This window comes from Segatella copri DSM 18205 (assembly GCF_025151535.1).
In the GTDB taxonomy this organism is placed as follows: Bacteria; Bacteroidota; Bacteroidia; order Bacteroidales; family Bacteroidaceae; genus Prevotella; species Prevotella copri.
This window is the reverse complement of record NZ_CP102288.1, coordinates 461,371-483,205: the sequence shown is the minus strand read 5'-3', so window position 1 is coordinate 483,205 and position 21,835 is coordinate 461,371. Positions and strand designations below refer to the sequence as shown.

Sequence of the window (21,835 nt, the reverse complement as noted above, 5' to 3'; positions counted from 1 at the left end):
AGGATGAATTGAAAACTTATCTGATTACTTTCACTTCACCATCCTTAGCAATCTTAACGATGCTGGAAGGCTGATGAGGTTTATGCTCCTGACGGCGGCTCCAGCAAACATAATCTACAGCATTGAGGATTTCCTCGGAGATGTCGCGATAATTCTGTGCAGCAGGCTCACCACTCACATTAGCACTTGTACTTACAATAGGCTTCTGAAAACGGTAACAGAGTTGTTTGGAGAAAGGCTCATAGGTTATACGCATCGCCAGACTTCCATCCTCTGCTACCAAATTATTAGCCACACCACTCGCATCATCAAGAATAACCGTAGTAGGCTTTACAGGCATGGCAGCATCGATGAAATCCCATGCTACCTGTGGCACATTGCGGAAATAACGCGCCATGCGGTCAGCAGAATCTATCAGGCAGATAAGCGCCTTAGAATCGTCACGTTTCTTTATTTCATAAACTTTCTTTACCGCTTCAGGGTTGGTGGCGTCGCATCCTATGCCCCATACGGTATCTGTAGGATAGAGTATCACTCCACCCTTTCGCATGCACTCTACAGCATGCTTGATGTCTTCTTCTACAGTCATAATACTATAAAACTAAAAATCAAAAATCTTTTGAATCTTAAAAATCGTCATTAACATCTTTCTTCAAACACTCATAATAAGCTATGTCCTTCATACCATTGAGAAAAGCAGAAGCATCCATGCGTTTCTTGCCACTGAGCTGCAACTCCTGAATAATGAGCCATTCGTCAAGGCAGGCTACTTGTAACGACTTCCCCTCAACGCGGAGCGATCCCACAGGCGCATCACCACGCTTCATACATGAAAGATGGGTAGAAAAAATCTTAAGTACCTGAATTTTCTGTGTACTTTGCTTATGGGATGGATGAGCAGTAGGCTCAGGGAACCTCACGTAATCATCATCTCCCTTAGGATCGTCAAAGAATACTACTGTCTCCTTCTTCTTAATTTCAGTCCATGCACCAGGGTATGGAGAAAGACCGCGGATGAAATCATACACCTGCTTGGCAGGCTTGTGGAAGTCGATGCGGCAGGTATCCTTGAAGATTTTCGGAGCCGGCTTAAGTTCGGCACCCTGTCCTATCATTTCGCTCTGAGGAATGGAACCGATATTGCCATCGGCAGCGATGAGCGCATCAATGGTTTCCAGCGCCAATTCAGCACCAAGATGCATCAACCCGTCATAAACATACTCCACATTTGCCGTCTCCGGAATAGGAAAACGTTTCTGCAGGATGATGCGACCGGTATCAATATCGTGGTCGAGGAAGAAGGTGGTAACACCCGTCTCCTTCTCGCCATTAATCACTGCCCAGTTGATAGGCGCCGCACCGCGATACTGCGGAAGGAGGGCTGCATGTACATTAAATGTACCATATTTCGGCATCGCCCAAACCACCTCTGGCAGCATGCGGAAAGCAACTACCACCTGCAAGTCAGCCTGATAAGAACGCAACTGCTCCACAAAGTCAGGGTCCTTCATCTTTACAGGCTGCAGCACCGGTAAACCATGCTCTACGGCATACTGCTTAACCTGCGAAGGTTGCAGCGTATCCTGATGTCTGCCCACCGGTTTATCAGGCTGCGTAACCACAGCCACCACGTTGTAACCGCCCTCTACCAGGCGCTTGAGGGATTCCACCGCAAACTCTGGTGTTCCCATAAAAACAATTCTCAAATCCTTCTTCTCCATAAAACACTAATATTTTAAAATAAAACCAGCAAAGCCGTTGAATTCTTCACTCTTCGTTCTTCACTCTTCACTTAAAACTCCTACTCTGCCGACATATCCGCTACAATCTGCCTGTACATGGAATAGATTCTAGTACGGCTGATGTAACCCTTCAGTACGCCTGCCACATCAACCACTGGCAGTTGGGCGGCATCGGTTTTATCAAATTTCTGCATCACCTCGTCCATACTGTCATGTTCGGTAAGAACTGCAGAAGGCTGCATCATCAGCTGACGCACAGTGAAATGCTGATACAGTTCGGTGCGGAAGATGATGTGGCGAATCTTCGTAATATCTATTACTCCCAACAGCACACCCGCCTGATCCAAAACAGGCAGAAAGTTGTTGTTACTGCGACTTATCTCACTCACCAGCTTGCTCATCGGCAGATCCGGACCTACCGGATGATAATCTTTCTCAATGACATCCTGCATGCCCAGCAGGGTGAGCGCAGCCTTGTCAATATGGTGGGTGAGCAGCTTGCCCTCTCTAGCCAGACGCAGGGCGTAGATGCTGTGACTCTCAAAGATGCTGATGGTGAGCAGCGAAGAGATGCACACTATCATCAGCGGCATGAAGAGCTGGTAGCCGCCTGTGAGTTCGGCGATGAGGAAGATGCCCGTAAGCGGTGCATGCATCACGCCCGTAATGAGGCCCGCCATACCCATCAGTGTAAAGTTCTGCTCAGGAACATAGACACCTACCTGATTCACATTCCAAAGACGCGCAAAGAGGAAACCGGCAAAACCGCCAATGATGAGCGAAGGAGCAAAGGTACCACCGCATCCGCCACTACCATTGGTGGCCGAGGTGGCAAAAACCTTGGTAAAGGTTACCAAGGCGATGTAGAGGATGAGCAGCTGGTTGTGCCCGTAGAAGAGCGAACGACTCATCACCTGCCCCCAGTCTTCCACATTCTGTCCTTTCAGCAGCACGTTGACTGCCGAATAGCCCTCGCCGTAGAGCGAAGGGAAGAGGAAGATGAGCGAACTCAGAATCAGTCCACCAAAGAGCAGCTTTACGTATGGATAAGGCGAAAGCTTGGCAAAGAAGCCCTCGCATGCCGACATGGTGCGCATGAAATAAAGGCTCACCAAACCGCAAAAGATGCCCAATAACAGGCAGGCAGGCACGCGGTCGAGCGCCCACGGATTAGTAAGCGTAAAATCGAAAAGACTCTTGGAGCCCATCAGGATGTAGGTAAAGCAAGTAGCTGTTACACAACTGATAAGGATAGGCAGCAAGGAAGCCATGCTCAAGTCTACCATCAGCACCTCAAGCGTAAACACGAGTCCGGCAATAGGCGCCTTAAAGATTCCAGCAATGGCTGCAGAGGCGCCACAGCCCACCAGCAGAATCATGGTTTTCTTGTCCATGCGGAAGATTTGTCCCAGGTTTGAGCCAATGGCCGAACCCGTGAGCACAATAGGAGCCTCGGCTCCCACGGAACCACCGAAACCGATGGTGATACCTGATGCCACCACCGATGACCAGCAGTTATGGGCCTTGAGCTTGGAATTTTTGGTAGAGATGGCGTAAAGCACACGGGTGATACCGTGGGAAATATTATCTCTGACCACATATTTAATAAAGAGCATGGTGAGGTAAATGCCCACAATCGGGAAGAGCAGGAAGAGCAGATTGTAGGTGCTCTGGTTGAATCCCGAAGTGAGCAGCAACTGTATTTCGTGCACAATGCCGTGCAGGAAATATCCTGCCACCGACGCCAGAAGGCCGATGATAAAAGCTAGGATAAGGGTCATCTGGCGGTCAGAAATATGTTTTTTCTGCCAATCCACCATCTTACTGCCCCATCCCTCTTTCTGCTCGTTGTAATCTAGAATTTCTTCATCCATCTTTTTTACATTGATTTAGAATTCCGATGTGAAATGGAACTTGATGTGTTCAAAATCCTGCTGCGCCATGCTCAACACGTAGCCCGAATCGGCAAGAAAGACATCGCGCCCCTCAATATCCTTGGCCATGTACTGGTACTTGCGCTTCTTGAAGTTCTCGAGTTCCTTCTCGTCATCTGCCTCTATCCAGCAAGCCTTGTGAAGATGCACGGGCTCCCAACGGCACTTGGCGTTGTACTCGTTCTCCAGACGGTACTGGATAACCTCGAACTGCAGCTGACCCACGGTGCCCACGATGCGGCGGCCGTTGAACTGGTTGACGAAGAGCTGCGCCACACCCTCATTCATGAGCTGCTCCAATCCCTTTTGGAACTGCTTGCTCTTCATCGGGTCATCATTCTCGATGTACTTGAAAAGGAGTGGAGAGAAGCTTGGCAAACCGCGAAAATGCATCTTCTCTCCCTCCGTCAACGTATCTCCTATCTTGAAAATACCGTTGTCTGGCAAACCTACAATGTCACCCGGATAAGCCTCGTCAATGGTACTCTTGCGCTGTGCCATGAACTGGGTAGGCGAAGAGAAACGCACGTTCTTATCCAAGCGCACGTGGTAATATGGCTGATTTCTCACAAACTTACCCGAGCATATCTTACAGAATGCGATGCAGGAGCGGTGGTTTGGATCAATATTGGCTGTAATCTTGAAGATGAAACCACTGAACTTAGGTTCTTCAGGCTTCACCAGTCGCTCCTCTGCCTGGGTGGGTCTAGGAGATGGAGCAATATGAACAAAACAGTCGAGGAGTTCCTGAACACCAAAATTGTTCAGTGCCGAACCGAAGAACACAGGTGCTACCTCGGCCGAACGGTAGGTTTCTTCCTCAAACTCAGGGTAAACACCATCTACCAGTTCCAGTTCCTCACGCAGCTGTGCAGCCTCACGTTCACCAACCCGCTCGTCGAGTTCTGAACTTTGGATATCTACCTCTACCTTCTCGGTAACTCGCTGTTTGTTAGGGGTAAAGAGGTTCAGCTGATGCTCGTAGATGTTGTAAACGCCCTTGAAACGGACGCCCTGACCAATAGGCCAACTCAGCGGGCGAACCTTGATTTTGAGCTCTTCTTCCAACTCGTCGAGCACATCAAACGGGTCGCGTCCCTCACGGTCCATCTTGTTGATGAAGATGATTACCGGGGTATTTCTCATACGGCACACCTCCATGAGTTTGCGGGTCTGTGCCTCCACACCCTTGGCAGAGTCAACCACGATGATGGCTGAATCTACGGCTGTAAGTGTGCGGTAGGTATCCTCGCAGAAGTCCTGGTGACCTGGAGTATCCAGGATATTCACCTTATAAGGTTCTCCCTCCTGTCCGGCAGGGAGATAATCAAATTCCATTACAGATGTAGAGACCGAGATACCACGCTGTTTCTCAATATCCATCCAGTCAGAAGTCGCAGTTTTGCGAATCTTGTTATTTTTTACGGCACCTGCCACCTGAATCTGTCCACCGAAAAGCAGAAACTTCTCGGTCAATGTTGTCTTACCAGCATCCGGGTGAGAGATAATGGCAAATGTTCTTCTTCTTTCTATTTCGTTCATCCTGTTGTAAATATATAATAATGTATATTCTTAAAAAGTAATAACTAATCACTAATAACTAATCACTACATGTCGTCATCATCAAACTTGAGTCCCTCGGTTCGGTCTTTGATGTAATAATCACTGAGCAGACCTATGAAGACGGTAATCTCCTTGATGGCCCTTTCGGTTTCGGGCGTAATTTCCTTCTTCTGCAGGCGCAGCATCATCACACCATAGAGGGCATCGAGGCAGGTTTCAATCTCGTTGAGATCCTTGTCGCCCCGCTGGCGCAGCTCTACGATGAAAGGCAGCACCTTATAATATTCGGCATTGTAGATAGGAAACTTGGTGCTCTGCAGCAGCATGCCGTGCAGGTCAATGACGTCCTTGAGTATCACCTTATTAATATTAAGGTGTCCTCCCTCGCGCTTTCCCTCCTCGTTCATCATGCGAATCAGGTTGCCAAACCAGTCGAGTTCTTCCTCGCGCTGCTCAGGTGTAAAGTCGAACCGGTCTACATAATTTTTCTTGATGACAGGCAGCGAGCATCCGTAAGCTCGGATGATGTCCTCAATCTGCCACATATATAATAAGTATTCTGCGATACTTTTCTTTCTTAATTCTTGTGCTACAAACATTTTTTCTGTATAAGAAGAAACGAGCTTAAGCCCTATTAACTATAAACTCTAAAGCGGCTAAAGCTCCTATAAACAATAAACTATTAACTATAAACTCTTTAAAATTCCGGCAGATGATACAGATTAAAAATCGTGCCGAAGAGAGCGATGATGGAGAAGATGATGACCACGCTGCCTATTACCTTATTGATAATGACGATGCCGTTGGTATCAAACTTGTTCCTAATCTTGTCGACGAGCCAGGTGAGTCCGAACCACCACAGCAGGGCTCCGAAGACGATGCTGAGATACCCTACTCCCATTTCTACCGGCATATCCGGTACGACGAAGGCAAACTGCGCGAAGGTGGCCATGAAGAGGAACACGATGAGCGGATTGGAGAGTGTTACGAGGAACGCCGTGATGCCATTGTGCATCAGGGTACCCTGCTTGTTGCTCGACTTGTGCATGTTCTTCATCGGATCGCTCTTGAAGCAGTAGATTCCGAATACGAGGAGCATCAGACTGCCGAAAATCTGAAGATAAAACTTGTTCTCGGAGTTACTCACAAAATCCATCACAAAACTCATGCCCAAGCCTGTAAACAAAGCATATACAATGTCGCTGAATGCGGCACCCACACCTGTTACAAACCCATACCAGCGACCCTTGTTGAGTGTACGCTGGATGCAAAGGATGCCTACCGGACCCATAGGGGCTGAGGCAAGAACACCGATGACAATTCCTTTGAAAATGAAGTCAAGGATGTTTATCTCAATTGGAAATGCTAAATTCATCTTAGTATCGTTACAATTTCTAACAGTCGGCAAAGTTACAAAATTTTGGGCACAAAGCACAATTTTTTCGCCTAAAAGTTCATTTTATATCCGTTTTTTATATTTTCGGGCATGGATTACAAGGATTACGCGGATGTTCTGCATGAATATAAACAGGATTTAGGGCAACAGAGAAACTTCGGACAGCAAATCATCTAGCAGAAAAAAAAGAAAATTAAAATTTTTTATATTTAAAAATAAACGAGATTCAAAAGTTTTCAGTATCTTTGCCGAGAAATAAAATAATTCTAACTAATTTTAAATAATTAACATGACAGATAATACACTTAAACCGTACGTAATAGGCCTTGACCTCGGCGGTACAAATTCTGTTTTCGGCATCGTAGATGCTCGCGGAGAAATCAAAGCAACAACTGCCATCAAGACAGGCGGTTACGAAAAAGTTGAAGACTATGTGAAGGCAGCCGTAGAAGCTCTCCAGCCTATCATTGATACGGTAGGCGGCATTGACAAGATTAAGGCAATGGGTATCGGTGCGCCAAACGCAAACTATTATAATGGAACCATTGAATTCGCTCCAAATCTTCCTTGGGCACACGACGGAGTGGTACCATTGGCCGACTTGTTCAGCAAAGCCCTCGGCGGCTTGCCTGTAGGTATGACCAATGATGCCAACGCTGCTGCGCTCGGCGAGATGACATACGGTGTAGCAAGAGGCATGAAAAACTTCATCGACGTTACGCTCGGTACAGGCGTTGGCTCTGGTATCGTCATCAACGGACAGATGGTTTACGGCTGCGACGGATTCGCAGGCGAATTGGGTCATGTTACCATGGTACGTGGCAAAGAGGGTCGTATCTGCGGATGTGGCCGTACAGGATGTCTCGAAGCTTACTGCTCTGCCACTGGTGTGGCTCGCACAGCACGCGAGTTCCTCGAGAAAAGCGATGAGCCTTCATTACTCCGCGAGATGAACCCTGAGGATATTACATCTTATGATGTGAGCGTTGCTGCAGGCAAGGGCGACAAGCTGGCACTGCGTGTATACGAGTTTACCGGCAAGATGCTCGGTGAGGCTTGTGCTGATTTCGCAGCCTTCTCTTCACCAGAGGCTTTCGTCTTCTTCGGTGGTCTGACCAAGGCAGGCGACCTCATCATGAAACCTATCCAGAAGGCTTATGATGAGCACGTGCTCCGCACCTTCAAGGGTAAGGCTAAATTCCTTGTTTCTACCCTTGATGGCAGTTCTGCTGCCGTACTCGGTGCGAGTGCAGTGGCTTGGGATATGTAAATGATTAATAAAAAAAATACTTTCATTTTCCTTTATGGGAAATGATTTGGTTTTAGGTTAGTATTTCTCGTGAAACCTCGTGAGAGGTATGTAGCGAGGGTTATCAGAAAAGCCTGGCACTCGAGAGAGCGTCAGGCTTTGCTTTTTCTTATCATAAAACAAAAAACCTCAATAACCACCATGCGGTCATGGTGGTCATTAAGGTCATTGGTCATTAAGGTCATTAAGCTTTTTCCAACCAGTTTTTCACCATCTTCTTGCCGTCTGGCGTCAGCACGCTTTCCGGATGAAACTGGATACCATGAATATCATAGTTCTTATGCTTCAGACCCATGATGCAACCATCATCGCTTACCGCCGTAACGTCCAGGCAGTCAGGGAATCCCGAGCGGTCTACCACCCAAGAGTGGTATCTGCCAATCTCTATGCGCTTGTCCAACCCGTCGAAAATAACATCGTTGCCAAACTGGGTGCAAGGGGTTGCCACTCCATGATACACCTCAGAAAGATTGGTAAGCTTGGCTCCAAACGCCTCGCCTATAGCCTGATGACCCAGGCATACGCCCAGCATCGGCTTGCGGCCTGCATACTTGCGGATAACATCCATCAGCAGTCCCGCCTCCGACGGAATGCCCGGACCCGGACTCAGAATGATCTTGTCGAAGCGCTCCAGCTCCGGCAACTGGAACTGGTCGTTGCGGAACACCGTAACGGCAGCTCCCAACTCCTTTACCAGATGGGCAAGATTATAGGTAAAGGAATCGTAATTATCTATGATTACTACTTTCATCTTTTGTCAATGTTAAATGTTAAGTGTTAAATGTTAAATTAGAGCTTCTCTGCAATGTGAATCGCCTTGGTCAGTGCACCGAGCTTGTTGTTACACTCTTCTAGCTCATACTCATCATTGCTCTTTGCCACTACTCCACTACCCGCCTGGAACCAGAGCTCGCCGTTTCGGCTAATGAAGGTACGTATCACGATGGCCTGATTCAGGTCGCCGTTCAGACCGATGAAGCCGATACAGCCTCCGTAGGCACCGCGGTTGTGAGGCTCCAGCTTTGATATAATCTGCATCGCTCTCACCTTAGGCGCACCGCTCAGCGTGCCGGCAGGGAAGGTATCAATAAACTCCTTGATGTGGTCGGCATGCTCATCCAACTCTCCACTCACACGGCTCACGAGATGGATAACATGACTGTAGAACTGCATGTCCTTGTAGAAATCTACTTTCACCCCATGACAATTGCGGCTCAGATCATTGCGCGCCAGGTCTACCAGCATAACGTGCTCGGCATTCTCCTTCGGGTCGTTGCGCAGGAATTCGGCAGCCTTGCGGTCCTGCTCCATATCTCCTGTGCGTCGGGTGGTTCCGGCAATCGGGTCAATGAACGCCTTGTTGCCCACGATGCGGTTATGGGTTTCAGGCGAAGAACCGAAGATGCGGAAACCGCCGAAGTCGAAATAGAAGAGGTAAGGCGAAGGGTTGATGCTGCGCAACGCACGGTAGAGTTTGAAATCATCGCCCTCATATTTCTGTACGAAGCGGCGGCTCACCACAATCTGGAATACATCTCCGCGCAAACAGTGCTGTATGCAACGGCGTATATTCGCCTTGTGCTCCTCATCGGTGAGCGTAGAGGTGGTATCGCCTACCGGGTGGAAATCGTAAGGCTTCACATTTGCCTTGTTCACCGCCTTGAGCAGTTCGTCGAGCTCTGGAAGTGAAGAGTGAGGATCTTCACTTTCCTGGAGCGCAATGAGCTCCATGGTGTTGTTGAAATGGTCGAAGACGATGATGTCCTTATACATGATGTAATAGATATCGGGCGCATCATTCTTCTCCATGGTAGTATCCTTGACAGGGATGTTCTCAAAATATCTCACCGCATTGAAGGTGGTGAATCCGTAGAGTCCGCAGAACTCCTTGCTCTCGCCCTCTACATGGAAGGAAGAGATGAAGTCGTTGATACTCTTTGAGATGGCGAGTTTGCACTCCTCGCCCTGACCGGCGCCGAAGGCAGGAAGCAGCTCTTTCTCTACTCTTCCGTCGGGATAGGTCTTGATGACCTCACCATGACTCACGGCGATGCTTGCCAGCGGATGCACACCGATGAAGGAGCGCGAATTCTCGGAGCCATGATAGTCGGAACTCTCCATCAAAGCCGACTGCGGATAAATATCTCTCAGTCGCATGTAGACTCCCACCGGCGTATAGAGGTCGGCGAGAATCTTGCGGGTAACTGTCTTGTAATTAAACTTCATTTAATTTATAATTTACTGTATATAGTTTACAGCTTACAGTTTATAGCATGAACCACTTTAACAATCGTGCTCAACGGCGCAGTCTCTGTTAACTATAAACTATTAACTATTTAAAAATTTCCGTACTCTCCCGCCATTTCCTTGTGCGCGAGATAGGTTTCTACATCCTTGTCGCCACGGCCTGATACGGTGAGCACCACCACATCATCCTTCTTGAACTTCATCTTCTTCAGGGCTGCCACGGCGTGTGCACTCTCAATAGCCGGAATGATGCCCTCCATGCGGGTGAGCTCGTAACCGGCGTAGATGGCCTCATCGTCCTTAATGGCGAGCACATGGCTCCTGCCCGATGTGGCAAGGTCGGCGTGCATAGGGCCGATGCCCGGATAGTCGAGACCGGCACTGATGGTGAAGGCTTCCTCAATCTGTCCGTCCTCGGTCTGCATCACGAGGGTGCGTGCTCCGTGGATGATGCCTTCTGTGCCGCAGTGCATGGTGGCAGCGGTATAATCGGTATCTATTCCGTGTCCGGCAGCCTCAGCCAGATATATCTTCACGCGGTCATCATCAATGTAGTGGTAGATGGTTCCGGCAGCGTTGCTTCCGCCACCCACGCAGGCGATGAGGTAATCAGGATAGTTGCGGCCTATCTTCTCCTCAAGCTGCCATTTCAGTTCTTCGCTTATTACGCTCTGCATCTTGGCAACAATGTCTGGATAAGGGTGCGGACCCATGGTAGAACCTACGATGTAGAAGGTATCCTGTGGGTGGCAGCACCAGTCGCGTATGGCCTCAGAGCAGGCATCGCTCAGCGTCATGTTGCCGGTGCGCACAGGGTTCACCTTGGCTCCCAGCATCTTCATACGCTCTACGTTGGTATGCTGGCGTTCCACATCGGTGGCACCCATGAAAATCTCACACTTCATGTTCATCAGAGCGCATACCGTAGCTGTAGCCACACCGTGCTGTCCGGCTCCGGTTTCGGCAATGATGCGGGTCTTGCCCATCTTCTTGGCCATGAGAATCTGACCGATGGTGTTGTTAATTTTGTGTGCACCGGTATGGTTCAGGTCCTCGCGCTTCAGATAGAGCTGGCATCCGTACTTCTCGCTCATGCGCTTGGCATAATAAAGAGGTGAAGGACGGCCCACATAATCTTTCAGCAGCGCACGGTATTCCTTCTTGAACTCCTCGCTCTCAATGATTGGCTTGTAAGCCTGCTGCAACTCGGTTACACATTTATATAATATCTCAGGAACATACGCTCCTCCGAATTTTCCAAAAAATCCTTTTTCGTCAACTTGATACATAATACTTAGTTTATAATTTATTATTTATAGTTTATAGAGCAAGCCTGCTATACAGCGAAGCCGCTGTTAACTATCAACTACTTTTCGAGGCACTCAAAAAGCCCATCTAAAGCCTTATCCGGATCACCGGTTTCATTGAGCAGGGTTACAAACTTGCTACCGATGATGGCTCCCGCCGCATTATCCTGCGCACTGGTAAGGGTCTGCTTGTTGCTGATGCCGAAACCAATCATGCGTGGGTTGCGCAGGTTCATGCCGTTGATGTGGTTGAAATAAGCCAGCTTGGCATCGCCGAAACTGCTCTGGGCGCCCGTGATACTTGCCGAACTGACCATGTAGATGAATCCATCGGTATGCTCATCGATGAAACGGATGCGCTCCTCACTGGTTTCAGGGGTAATCATCATGATGACACGGATGTCATACTTGTCGGCAATGGGGTTCACCACCTTCAGATAATCATCAAAAGGAAGGTCTGGGATGATGGTACCGCTCACTCCGCTCTCTACGCAGCTCTTGAAGAAAGCCTCAATGCCGTAGTGCATGATAGGGTTCAGGTATCCCATCAGCACGAGTGGAAGCTGCACTTCATTCTTGATTTCCTTCAACTGAGCGAAGAGTTTCTTCACCGTCATTCCGTTCTTCAGAGCCACGGTTCCGGCACTCTGGATAACAGGACCATCAGCCAACGGATCACTGAAAGGGATTCCTACCTCAATCATATCTATCCCCTTGCGCTCCATCGCCTTAATTACATCTCCGGTACCTTCCAAAGTTGGGCATCCGGCGCAGAAATACAAGCTCAAAAGCTTGCGGTCTTTATTGTTTGCAAATAATGCATTTATCTTATTCATTTTTTTTACTTTTTTATTTTTTACCTTTTTACTTTTTTACCTTTTTACCTTTAAAAGGAATTCCTTGAGTTTCTCTACATCCTTCAGTCCCGGTTCTATCTCAAACCTGGAGTTGAGGTCGATTCCTACGCATCGGGGATGATGGAAAGACAGGATGCGGGAAGCATCTTCCGGACCGATGCCGCCACTCAACAGGAATGGAACATCGCCATCATATTCATCCAGTACCTGCCAGTCAAACTGCTGACCACTTCCGCCCACCGTCTTACATTTGGTGTCGAAAAGGAAGTAGTCAACAGCGCCTACATACTCCTTATATTTCTGAATGTCCCCAGCAGTGGAAACACTAATGGCTTTGATTATCTTCATATTCCCCTTTGCTGCACGCAGCTGCTCACACAGTTCCCTGCTCTCGCTTCCATGCATCTGCACCGCATTCAGAGAGAATGAATGAATCTTATCCAACATATTGGAAATGGAATCATTCACGAAGACTCCCACTCGGCACACATTGCGGTCAGCATCAGAGCGAGCCACCACATGACTGGCATACCGTGGAGACTTAGGATAGAAGATAAATCCCATCATATCAACGCCGAGTTGCGCAACCTGCTTTACATTACCAGGTTCACGCATTCCACAAACCTTTACTAACATTTTCTTTATTGTTTATTCTTCATTAAAGCTTTTGCCCTTACAGGGCGCCTTGCTGATTGCCTTTATACCCAGGGCGATGCCCTGGGCTAGGAGCTTCTGCCCTTTCAGGGCGTTAGGAGCAAACAATCCTATAATTTAGAAATAAATTCTGCAAGCGCTACGCCCGGGTCTGTCTGTTTCATGAACTGTTCGCCCATCAGGAAACCTCTGAAGCCGCCTTCTTCTCTCAACCGGAGAACCGTCTGCGGGTTGGAGATGCCACTCTCGCTCACCCTGCACACATCCTTCGGAAGTTTCTCTGCCAATCTGAAGCTGTTCTCCACATCCGTAAAGAAGGTTCCGAGATTTCGGTTGTTGATGCCGTACATATCCGGTTCCAGTTCAGCATACTCGAAGTCGCGCTCATTATGCATCTCGAGCAGTACCTCCATGCCCAGCTGGTGTGCCATGTTCATGAGTTGCTTACACTCCTCCTTGGTCAGGCAGGCCGCAATGAGCAGCACGGCAGAAGCTCCGCAGTATCTCGCCTGCAGCAGCTGGTATTCCTCTACCACGAAGTTCTTATATAAGATAGGTAGGGTAACGCCCACATGGCGCGCCTCCTGAATATACTCATCATATCCTCCGAAGTAATCAATGTCGGTGAGGATGCTGAGCGCCGAGGCTCCGTTCTGCTGGTAGGCGAACGGGATGATGCTCGGCTTACCTTCCTGTTTGATCCAGCCCTTGGAAGGCGATTTGCGCTTGAATTCAGCGATGATTCCCGTCTCCGAGTTCATCAACGACTCCTTCATGCTTCCGCCCGGCACCTTTCCCCCATCTTCCTGCATTTTCTGCTCGGTGAGGGTTATCATCTGCCGTGGCTGGATAAAGCGCTTGCGCTGCTCAATCTCGATTCTTTTATGAGCCACAATTTCCTCTAAAATATCAGCCATTTTTTTCTTTTTTTTTATTTAAGACAAAGACTTGGGAGACCAGCGATGGAATCGCTGGGAACGGGGGGACAAAGGGGGAAAAAGGGGTTAAGGCTCTTTTTACCTTTTTACCCTTTTACCTTTTTACTTTTAAAAGCCCTTTTTACCTTTAACTGTTGATCTCTACGAACTTCTTGAAGGTAGCGAGCGCCTTACCCGAGTCAATGCTCTCTCTTGCTATCTCCACGCATTCCTCAATGCTCTTCTGACCCTTCTCCATCACCTGGATGCCGAAGGCTGCATTGGCGAGAACGATGTTCTTCTGGGCTGGGAGGGCACGGTTTTCAAGCACTGCATCAAAGATGTCCTTAGCCTCTTCCTCGGTTGCTCCGCCTCGTACCTCTTCCGGTTTGGCTATCTCGAAACCGAGATCCTGAGGCTTGAAGATCTTCTCATAGTTGTTGGTGGTTACCTTGAAGTCGCTGGTGAGTGAAATTTCATCATATCCGTCGATGCTGTTAACAATGCCGAAATCAATGCCTAGTTTCTGGTAAACCTGATTGTAAAGGCGCATCTGGTCGAGATTGGCAACACCCAGCAACTGGCACTTAGGCTGACTAGGATTAACAAGAGGACCTAACAAGTTGAACACGGTAGGAAACTGCAAAACCTTGCGGATAGGACCTACAAACTTCATTGCCTTGGCGAAGAGCTGGGCATGAAGATAAACGATGCCTGCCTCGTTGATGCTGCGGTTCAGCTTATCTATATCATCGGTAAACTGAACACCATGGTTCTTGATGACGTTGCTGGCACCGCTCACCGAAGTAGCCGCATAGTTGCCGTGCTTTGCCACCTTGTAACCCGCACCCGCAATAACGAAGCAGGAAGTAGTAGAAATGTTAAAGGTGTTCTTGCGGTCGCCACCGGTTCCCACCACGTCAATGTAGCGGTCGCAATCCAGGATGGCTGGCACGCCTGTGGCAAGAATTCCGTCACGGAAACCGAGCAGTTCATCTACCGTTACGCCTCTCATCTGCAAACCGGTGAGCAGGGCTGTAATCTGTTCCTCAGGAAATTCACTCTTGGTGATTCCTACAATGATGTCTCGGGTTTCCTCACGGGAAAGTTCCTCGTGGTTCAACATTCTGTTCAAAATGTCCTTCATTTCCATAGTTAATATCTCCTATATTTTTTGTTTTTATTTTTCGTTGTAAAAGAAAAGGAGCCTGTCGTAAGTTACGGCAGGCCCCTAGTATATTATGTTGTTCACATCCACATACGGCGTCTCGACTCACGACTTCTGGAATCTTGAGTTACGCCACCACCATGATGTAGATACGAATGTATTCATATTGCTTTTTCTTTTAATTGTTTGTTACTACCAAAAACGAGACATTTCTTTCTTTTTAACGAAAAGATTCTCCTTCGTTCTTCATTTCTACTGCAAAAGTACAGTTTTTCTTTTAAACTACAAACTTTTTGTCGAGAAATTTTGAGATTTAACACTATTTTATCATCCAGAGCCCCTTTTTCCCCACTTTCGTCTCACGTTTTCTCCACTATACATTATTATATATAGGGAGAAAGAAAAAAAAATTCGCCGGAATGTAATAAATTTCCCAATACGCCGTTATTTATTTAGAGAACAGGTTACGGAAAGAGGAAAACTTATCCTCAAGACATGCCCGTTCTAAAAACAAATAACAAGAAGTATTATTCAAATAAAAAGATTCACGCCTATGAAGCAAGTATTTACACCAAAGAAAATGAGACCTTCGGCTCAGACCATCTACTTCATCAAGCAGATAGCCTACTCCTATCATACTATGGTGCAAAATGGGAAGCTAAAGGTGTGCTATCCTAACTAAAAGAAGAAGAAAGATGAAAACAATGGTATCCCCTTCATTGCTCTCAGCCAACTTCATTGACCTGAAGAGTGATATAGAGATGATTAACAAGAGTGAGGCCGACTGGCTCCACCTCGATGTGATGGATGGTGTCTTCGTGCCCAACATCTCGTTCGGCTTCCCTGTGATAGAAGCCGTGAGCAAGGTGTGCACCAAGCCCCTCGACGTCCACTTTATGATACAGCACCCGGAAAATTACATTGAGCAGACTGCCAAGCTCGGTGCCATGATGATGAACGTGCACTACGAGACCTGCACCCATCTGCACCGCACCATCCAGCAGATTCATGCAGCAGGCATGAAGGCAGGAGTTACCCTCAACCCTTCTACCCCGGTATGTGTGCTGGAAGACATCATCTGCGATGTAGACATGGTACTTTTGATGAGCGTTAACCCAGGCTTCGGCGGACAGAAATTCATCGAGAACACCATCAAGAAGATAGGCCGTCTGCGCCAGCTCATCAAAGAGAGCGGAAGCCAGGCACTCATCGAGGTAGATGGCGGTGTGCAGGCAGAAACTGCTCCAAGACTGGTGAAAGCCGGAGTAGACGTGCTGGTAAGCGGAAGTTATGTATTCAAGAGCACAGACCCTTATGCTACCATCCATGCCTTGAAAGAACTCCACTAATCAAGATTCAGATAGATATTGTGCTCCTTAGCCATCTTGCGGAGGTTAAGGAGCGCATAACGCATTCTTCCCAGACTCGTATTGATGCTCACATTGGTACACTCGGCTATGTCCTTGAAAGACATCTGCTGATAAAAACGCATATAAACCACTTCGCGTTGTGGAGCCGGCAGAAAGTCTACCAGTTTCTTCACATCACGGAGCACCTGTTTGCGTACCATCTCCTGCTCAGCACAGTCTGCCTGAAAATCTTCGCCTTGCAGACAGGAAAGATCATTACCGTTCCCCTGTTCTACCATGCGGAACACACACTGACTGCGATAACCGTCGATGATGACATTATGCGCTATGCGCATTAACCACGAAATAAATTTGCCCGAACTGGAATACTGGCCAGCATGTAAACGACTGATTGCCTTCACGAATGTCTCCTGGAAGATATCATTCGCCAGATCCTCATCGTGAACCACGAAAAGGATGTAAGAGAACAGTTTCACCTCGTTGCGTGAAAGCAACAGGTCAAAGGCTCTGTTGTCGCCCCCGACATAAGCCAGGGCCAACTCTTCGTCTGTCATATTATTGAGTTTTCTCATTTTCTTAATCTTATTTATTAAGTAAATGTCTATCCAATAGGCTACCCAGTATTTATTGCGTTAATAATGTTAAATATCGTTGCAAAGATAACAATTTATTTTGAAAACACCAAACTTTTTTTTGCAAAAACATTTAATTTTAACATTACCAGTACCTGTTTTCCAAATAAAATTCGTAACTTTGCACCGATGTGTTAAACATCAAACCCAAACAAACAAACGAATAAACAGATTCATACAAATAAATAAATACAAATAATCATAAAACTAGAACAAAGACAATGAAGAAATTCTTTAAGACCTTACTCGTTGCTCTGCTTCTCATCCCAGCCTGCGCTTGGGCCGACGGATGGAACGATGCTGAATATCAGCGCATTGAACAGAGCATACAGTTGCCTAATATCAAGCAGGCAACCAAGAAGTATGTAATTTCTGCCTATGGAGCCAAGCAGAACGCTTCGGCTGCACAGAACCAGAAGGCAATCAACAAACTCATCGCCCTCGTCTCTAAGAAAGGTGGCGGTACCATCGTCATACCGAAGGGTACCTGGCGCACAGGAGCCATTGAGATGAAGAGCTTCGTAGAACTGAACCTCGAAGAAGGTGCCGTACTGCAGTTTGCCTTTGAGCCAAAACTCTATCCGCTAGTTCGCACCGCATGGGAAGGATTGGCATGCTGGAACTACTCTCCATGCATCTACGCCTACAAGGTTTCCGACATCGCCATTACCGGTAAAGGTACCATCGACGGAGGCGGCAACAATGATACATGGTGGCAGTGGAACGGCAATCCTTACTTCGGATACAAGGAGGGCGTAACCAAGGAACACCAGAAGATGGGCTCCCGCGCCAGACTGCAGAAAATGGCAGAAAACGGTGTGCCTTTCGATGAGCGCAAGTTCGGTATGGGACAGGGTCTCCGCCCTCAGCTCGTCAACTTCGTACGCTCTGAGCGCATTCTCATCAAGGACGTAAAGATGATCAATTCGCCTTTCTGGGTGATGCACCCTCTGCTCTGCAAGGACATCACGGTAGACGGCGTAACCGTTTGGAACGAAGGACCTAACGGAGACGGATGCGACCCTGAAGCATGCGAGAATGTACTCATTCAGAACTGTATCTTCCACACCGGCGACGACTGCATCGCCATCAAGAGCGGACGAAACAACGACGGTCGTCTTTGGAACAAACCATCTAAGAATATCATCATCCGCAACTGTCGCATGGAAGACGGACACGGTGGCGTAGTCATCGGTTCTGAGATTTCAGGCGGATGCGAGAATGTATACGCCGAGAACTGCGAGATGGACTCTCCTCATCTGGAGCGCATCCTCCGCATCAAGACCAACAACTGCCGCGGCGGACTCATCCAGAACATCCACATGCGCAAGGTTACCGTAGGACAGTGTAAGGAAGCCGTACTCAAAATCAACCTCGACTATGAGCCAAGAGAGGCTTGCTACCGCGGATTTGAACCTACCGTGCGCAACGTGAGCATGGAAGATGTTACCTGCCAGAAGAGCAACTACGGTGTGCTCATCATCGGTGGAAACAAAGTAGAAAACGTATACGACATCCATGTAAAAAACTGTAAGTTCGACGGTGTCATCAAGCAGCCTACCAAGGTTACCGGCAAGACAAGAAACGTGAAGTTCGACAACCTCATCATCAATGGTTCACTGGTTCTCAACAAGGAAGACCGTCCTTACCAGACCTACTCAGAGTGGCTCACCCACAGCGAGATGCAGCGCGTGCCTCAGTCTTACCTGCTCGACTTCAGCAAGAAGCCAAAGTGGAGCTACGTAATGGGCATTGAGATGGAAGGTATGCTCGACACCTACCTCCATTACAAAGGCGGAAAGAGCACCTTCAAGGGAGCTGATGCCGAAGCCAACAACGAGGCAATCATCAACTACCTGAAAGAATATCCTGCCAAGATGATTGACGAGAAGGGAAACATCACAGGCTACAAATATGAGGACTTCAACCTCGACAATGTGCGCACAGCGAAGTTCATCCTCCGCATGCACAACCTCTTCCCTAGCAAGAGCAGCGAACTGGCGCTGAAGACGCTCTTCAAGCAGCTGCAGAACCAGCCTCGCACCAAGGAAGGCGTTTACTGGCACAAGGCTATTTACGCCAACCAGGTATGGCTCGACGGCATCTTCATGGGTCTGCCTTTCTACTGCAACTACGCTGTACAGAACCTCAAGCCAAAGAAGGCGAAGAAGATTCTCGACGATGCGGTAGACCAGATTGTGAAGACCGACCTGCGTACCTACGATGAGAAGACCCAACTCTGGAAACATGCATGGGACGAGACCCACAGCCAGTTCTGGGCAAACAAGGAAGACGGAAAGAGCCAGCATACCTGGGCAAGAGCCCTCGGATGGTACGTCATGGCAATGACCGAATGCCTCGATGCCATTCCAGAAGATTATGCTCGCCGCGGCGAAATCATCACCTTATTAAATAAGGCAATGAAGAGCGTGGTGAAATATCAGGATAAGAAGACGGGGGTATGGTACGATGTAATGGACGTAAAGGATCCTCGCAACTACCTCGAGAGCACCGCTTCAAGCATGTTTGCCTATGTTCTCCTCAAGGGTTACCGCAAGGGATACCTCGGCAAGGAATATCAGGAAGCAGGTATCAAGGCTTATGAGGGAATCCTGAACAACTTCATCCAGGTAAATCCTGACAAGACCATCAGCCTTACCCGCTGCTGTGCTGTCAGCGGACTCGGTCCTGGCCCTGGTCCATACGTCAAGAAGCCAAACTTCAAGCGCGACGGCAGCTTCGACTATTACATGAGCGAGCCAATCCGCGACAATGATGCCAAGGGCGTAGGTCCTTTCATCTGGGCTAGTCTGGAAATGGAAATGCAGGGACTGAATAAGTAAACTGCTAAGATTTGAATACATCATTTTAAAAATGAATAACAAGAAAATATTCACAACAATGGCAGCAGCACTCATGAGTGCTGCTGCTTTGGCACAAGCTCCTGCCTTTCCGGGCGCAGAAGGTCACGGAAGATACGTAACCGGCGGAAGAGGCGGAAAAGTAGTACACGTAACCAATCTCAATGACAGCGGAACTGGTTCTTTCAGAGAGGCTGTCAAAACGGGTAATAGAATCATTGTCTTCGATGTGGCTGGCGTTATCGCCCTGAAGTCTGATCTCAAGATAGGTGACAACATCACCATCCTCGGACAGACTGCCCCATCTCCGGGCATCACCCTCAGATATTACACCGTTCAACCGGGCAACAACAACATCATCCGTTTCCTCCGCATACGCCGCGGAGAGGAAAAGAACATCAATGACGGTGCAGATGCTACCTGGCAGCGCAACAAGACCGGCATCATCTTCGACCACTGTTCCTTCAGCTGGAGTATCGATGAGGTAGCTTCATTCTACGACAACAACAATTTCACCATGCAGTGGTGTACCGTTGCCGAGAGTCTCACCAATCCGGGTCACTCTAAGGGAGCACATGGTTATGGAGGCATCTGGGGCGGTAAGCTCGCCAGCTTCCACCACAACTTCGTAGGTCATCTCATGAACCGCGGTCCACGTTTTAATGGTGCAAGATACGGATGGACAGACTACACCAGCAACAAGGATTACGATACCTACCAGTGGAAGAACACCGTGCAGGCAGAAAACGTAGACTTCCGCAACTGCGTGATGTACAATGCGCAAGGTACCTGCTACGGAGGTCCGGGCGGTGGACAGATCAACATCGTGAACAATTACTACAAGGCTGGACCTAGCCAGGGACTTACAGGAACAACTCTGAATGGTCTCAAGGTAGATGTAAGCACAGGCAAGGAACGTGGCAGCCAGGAACGTATCACCCTGGTTACCTTATCTACCAGTAGTAATTCCGACAAGAATCATCCTGAGTTATACGACATGACCAGCCGTTACTTCATCAACGGAAACACCACCGAAACCACCAAGGGTTCTGTTACCAAGAATCAGGATTGGAAAGGTATAAGCTACGACAAAGGCATTCCAAGCCTGAACGGAGAATATTACAGTCCGGATGCAAAAAACTTTTATGGTGACAATGTTGCCCATGTAACCATCAGCGGCAAGTCTTGTGTCAAGATTAAGATGGACGTTCCTGCTCCAACAGGAGAGGTTACCACCCACTCTGCTGCCGAATCATTCAGTAAAGTACTGGCATACAGCGGTGCCTCTCTCTACCGCGATGAGATTGATGCACGTTACATGGAAGAGGCAAAGACTGGTACAGCCAAGTACAAGGGAAGCATCACCAATTCACCTGGCATCATCGACAAGGTATCAGATGTAAACGGCTACACCGAGGCAAACTTCGGAAAGGGCACTCGCCCTGCTGACTTCGACACCGATAAGGACGGCATTCCAGATGCATGGGAGACTGCCAACGGCTTAGATCCAAACGATGCCTCAGATGCCCTCACCTACTCGCTTGACAGCAAGGAGTACTACACCAACCTTGAGGTTTACGCCAATTCACTGGTTGAGGACATCATGAAGCAGGGCAATACTGATGCAGAGAACAAGGTAGATGAATACTATCCTGCATGGAAGAATCCTACAGGCATCTCGCAGATCATCACCTCCAATCCCAGTGAATTAACCGAAGTAAAGTATTACAGCCTCAACGGCACCCTCCTTTCTGCTCCTCAAAAAGGAATCAACGTCCGCAAGATGTTGTTTAAGAACGGAAAGACCGTAGTGGATAAGGTAATAAAGGAATAAAACTTCTTATAAAACAAAAAGGGCATCCCCATGTTTGGGAATGC

Annotated in this window: 19 protein-coding genes; 5 read left to right on the top strand and 14 right to left on the bottom strand. The window is 48.2% G+C overall.

Going from position 1 to position 21,835, the window contains the following annotated elements:
* Nucleotides 1-16: 16 nt before the first annotated feature.
* From NQ544_RS01915 to NQ544_RS01890, 6 genes are all read right to left on the bottom strand, one after another.
* Nucleotides 17-589 carry an L-threonylcarbamoyladenylate synthase gene (locus tag NQ544_RS01915; protein ID WP_006846336.1) on the bottom strand — a complete coding sequence of 191 codons (573 nt, stop codon included), beginning with the start codon at nucleotides 587-589 and terminating at the stop codon, nucleotides 17-19.
* Between the two features lie 37 nt (nucleotides 590-626).
* Entirely contained in the window at nucleotides 627-1,721 is a 1,095-nt protein-coding gene (fmt, locus tag NQ544_RS01910) for a methionyl-tRNA formyltransferase (protein ID WP_006846335.1), read from the bottom strand.
* A gap of 80 nt (nucleotides 1,722-1,801) precedes the next feature.
* Nucleotides 1,802-3,562: a chloride channel protein gene (locus NQ544_RS01905; RefSeq protein WP_228023740.1), complete on the bottom strand. Its 1,761-nt coding sequence runs from the start codon at nucleotides 3,560-3,562 to the stop codon at nucleotides 1,802-1,804.
* 69 nt (nucleotides 3,563-3,631) lie between these two features.
* Entirely contained in the window at nucleotides 3,632-5,218 is a 1,587-nt protein-coding gene (locus NQ544_RS01900) for a peptide chain release factor 3 (protein WP_006846333.1), read from the bottom strand.
* Between the two features lie 65 nt (nucleotides 5,219-5,283).
* The gene (locus NQ544_RS01895) at nucleotides 5,284-5,838 is read right to left on the bottom strand and encodes a DUF4924 family protein (protein ID WP_006846332.1); all 555 of its coding nucleotides are present in this window, start codon (nucleotides 5,836-5,838) and stop codon (nucleotides 5,284-5,286) included.
* A 98-nt stretch (nucleotides 5,839-5,936) separates the two neighbouring features.
* Nucleotides 5,937-6,614, bottom strand: coding sequence for a LysE family translocator (locus NQ544_RS01890; RefSeq protein WP_006846331.1), 678 nt, complete (start codon nucleotides 6,612-6,614; stop codon nucleotides 5,937-5,939).
* Nucleotides 6,615-6,924: 310 nt separating this feature from the next.
* Between NQ544_RS01890 and NQ544_RS01885 the strand changes: the two genes are divergently transcribed.
* Nucleotides 6,925-7,905: an ROK family protein gene (locus NQ544_RS01885; protein ID WP_006846330.1), complete on the top strand. Its 981-nt coding sequence runs from the start codon at nucleotides 6,925-6,927 to the stop codon at nucleotides 7,903-7,905.
* Between the two features lie 223 nt (nucleotides 7,906-8,128).
* Here NQ544_RS01885 and NQ544_RS01880 read toward each other — a convergent pair whose 3' ends face one another.
* The 7 genes from NQ544_RS01880 to trpD form a co-directional block, all read right to left on the bottom strand.
* Nucleotides 8,129-8,695 carry an anthranilate synthase component II gene (locus NQ544_RS01880; RefSeq protein ID WP_006846329.1) on the bottom strand — a complete coding sequence of 189 codons (567 nt, stop codon included), beginning with the start codon at nucleotides 8,693-8,695 and terminating at the stop codon, nucleotides 8,129-8,131.
* A 38-nt stretch (nucleotides 8,696-8,733) separates the two neighbouring features.
* Nucleotides 8,734-10,170 (bottom strand): anthranilate synthase component I family protein, encoded by a 1,437-nt coding sequence (locus tag NQ544_RS01875; RefSeq protein ID WP_006846328.1) that lies wholly within the window; start codon nucleotides 10,168-10,170, stop codon nucleotides 8,734-8,736.
* A 110-nt stretch (nucleotides 10,171-10,280) separates the two neighbouring features.
* On the bottom strand, nucleotides 10,281-11,480 hold the full coding sequence (gene trpB / locus NQ544_RS01870) for a tryptophan synthase subunit beta (RefSeq protein ID WP_006846327.1): 1,200 nt from the start codon (nucleotides 11,478-11,480) through the stop codon (nucleotides 10,281-10,283).
* Nucleotides 11,481-11,557: 77 nt separating this feature from the next.
* Nucleotides 11,558-12,334: a tryptophan synthase subunit alpha gene (gene trpA, locus NQ544_RS01865; protein WP_006846326.1), complete on the bottom strand. Its 777-nt coding sequence runs from the start codon at nucleotides 12,332-12,334 to the stop codon at nucleotides 11,558-11,560.
* A gap of 36 nt (nucleotides 12,335-12,370) precedes the next feature.
* On the bottom strand, nucleotides 12,371-12,991 hold the full coding sequence (locus NQ544_RS01860) for a phosphoribosylanthranilate isomerase (protein WP_006846325.1): 621 nt from the start codon (nucleotides 12,989-12,991) through the stop codon (nucleotides 12,371-12,373).
* A 128-nt stretch (nucleotides 12,992-13,119) separates the two neighbouring features.
* Nucleotides 13,120-13,926, bottom strand: coding sequence for an indole-3-glycerol phosphate synthase TrpC (trpC, locus tag NQ544_RS01855; protein WP_006846324.1), 807 nt, complete (start codon nucleotides 13,924-13,926; stop codon nucleotides 13,120-13,122).
* Between the two features lie 148 nt (nucleotides 13,927-14,074).
* Nucleotides 14,075-15,079: an anthranilate phosphoribosyltransferase gene (gene trpD, locus NQ544_RS01850; protein ID WP_006846323.1), complete on the bottom strand. Its 1,005-nt coding sequence runs from the start codon at nucleotides 15,077-15,079 to the stop codon at nucleotides 14,075-14,077.
* 568 nt (nucleotides 15,080-15,647) lie between these two features.
* Here trpD and NQ544_RS01845 point away from each other — a divergent pair.
* Together NQ544_RS01845 and rpe are read left to right on the top strand one after the other, a co-directional pair.
* Nucleotides 15,648-15,776: a hypothetical protein gene (locus NQ544_RS01845; RefSeq protein WP_022120798.1), complete on the top strand. Its 129-nt coding sequence runs from the start codon at nucleotides 15,648-15,650 to the stop codon at nucleotides 15,774-15,776.
* A 13-nt stretch (nucleotides 15,777-15,789) separates the two neighbouring features.
* Entirely contained in the window at nucleotides 15,790-16,443 is a 654-nt protein-coding gene (gene rpe / locus NQ544_RS01840) for a ribulose-phosphate 3-epimerase (RefSeq protein ID WP_006846320.1), read from the top strand.
* Here rpe and NQ544_RS01835 read toward each other — a convergent pair.
* Entirely contained in the window at nucleotides 16,440-17,036 is a 597-nt protein-coding gene (locus NQ544_RS01835) for a sigma-70 family RNA polymerase sigma factor (RefSeq protein ID WP_006846319.1), read from the bottom strand. The genes rpe and NQ544_RS01835 overlap by 4 nt on opposite strands.
* A 281-nt stretch (nucleotides 17,037-17,317) precedes the next feature.
* Between NQ544_RS01835 and NQ544_RS01830 the strand changes: the two genes are divergently transcribed.
* Complete coding sequence (locus NQ544_RS01830; RefSeq protein ID WP_006846317.1) at nucleotides 17,318-19,939, top strand: glycoside hydrolase family 88 protein; 2,622 nt, start codon at nucleotides 17,318-17,320, stop codon at nucleotides 19,937-19,939.
* Between the two features lie 58 nt (nucleotides 19,940-19,997).
* Complete coding sequence (locus NQ544_RS01825) at nucleotides 19,998-21,791, top strand: pectate lyase (RefSeq protein WP_040552676.1); 1,794 nt, start codon at nucleotides 19,998-20,000, stop codon at nucleotides 21,789-21,791.
* Nucleotides 21,792-21,835 lie beyond the last annotated feature (44 nt).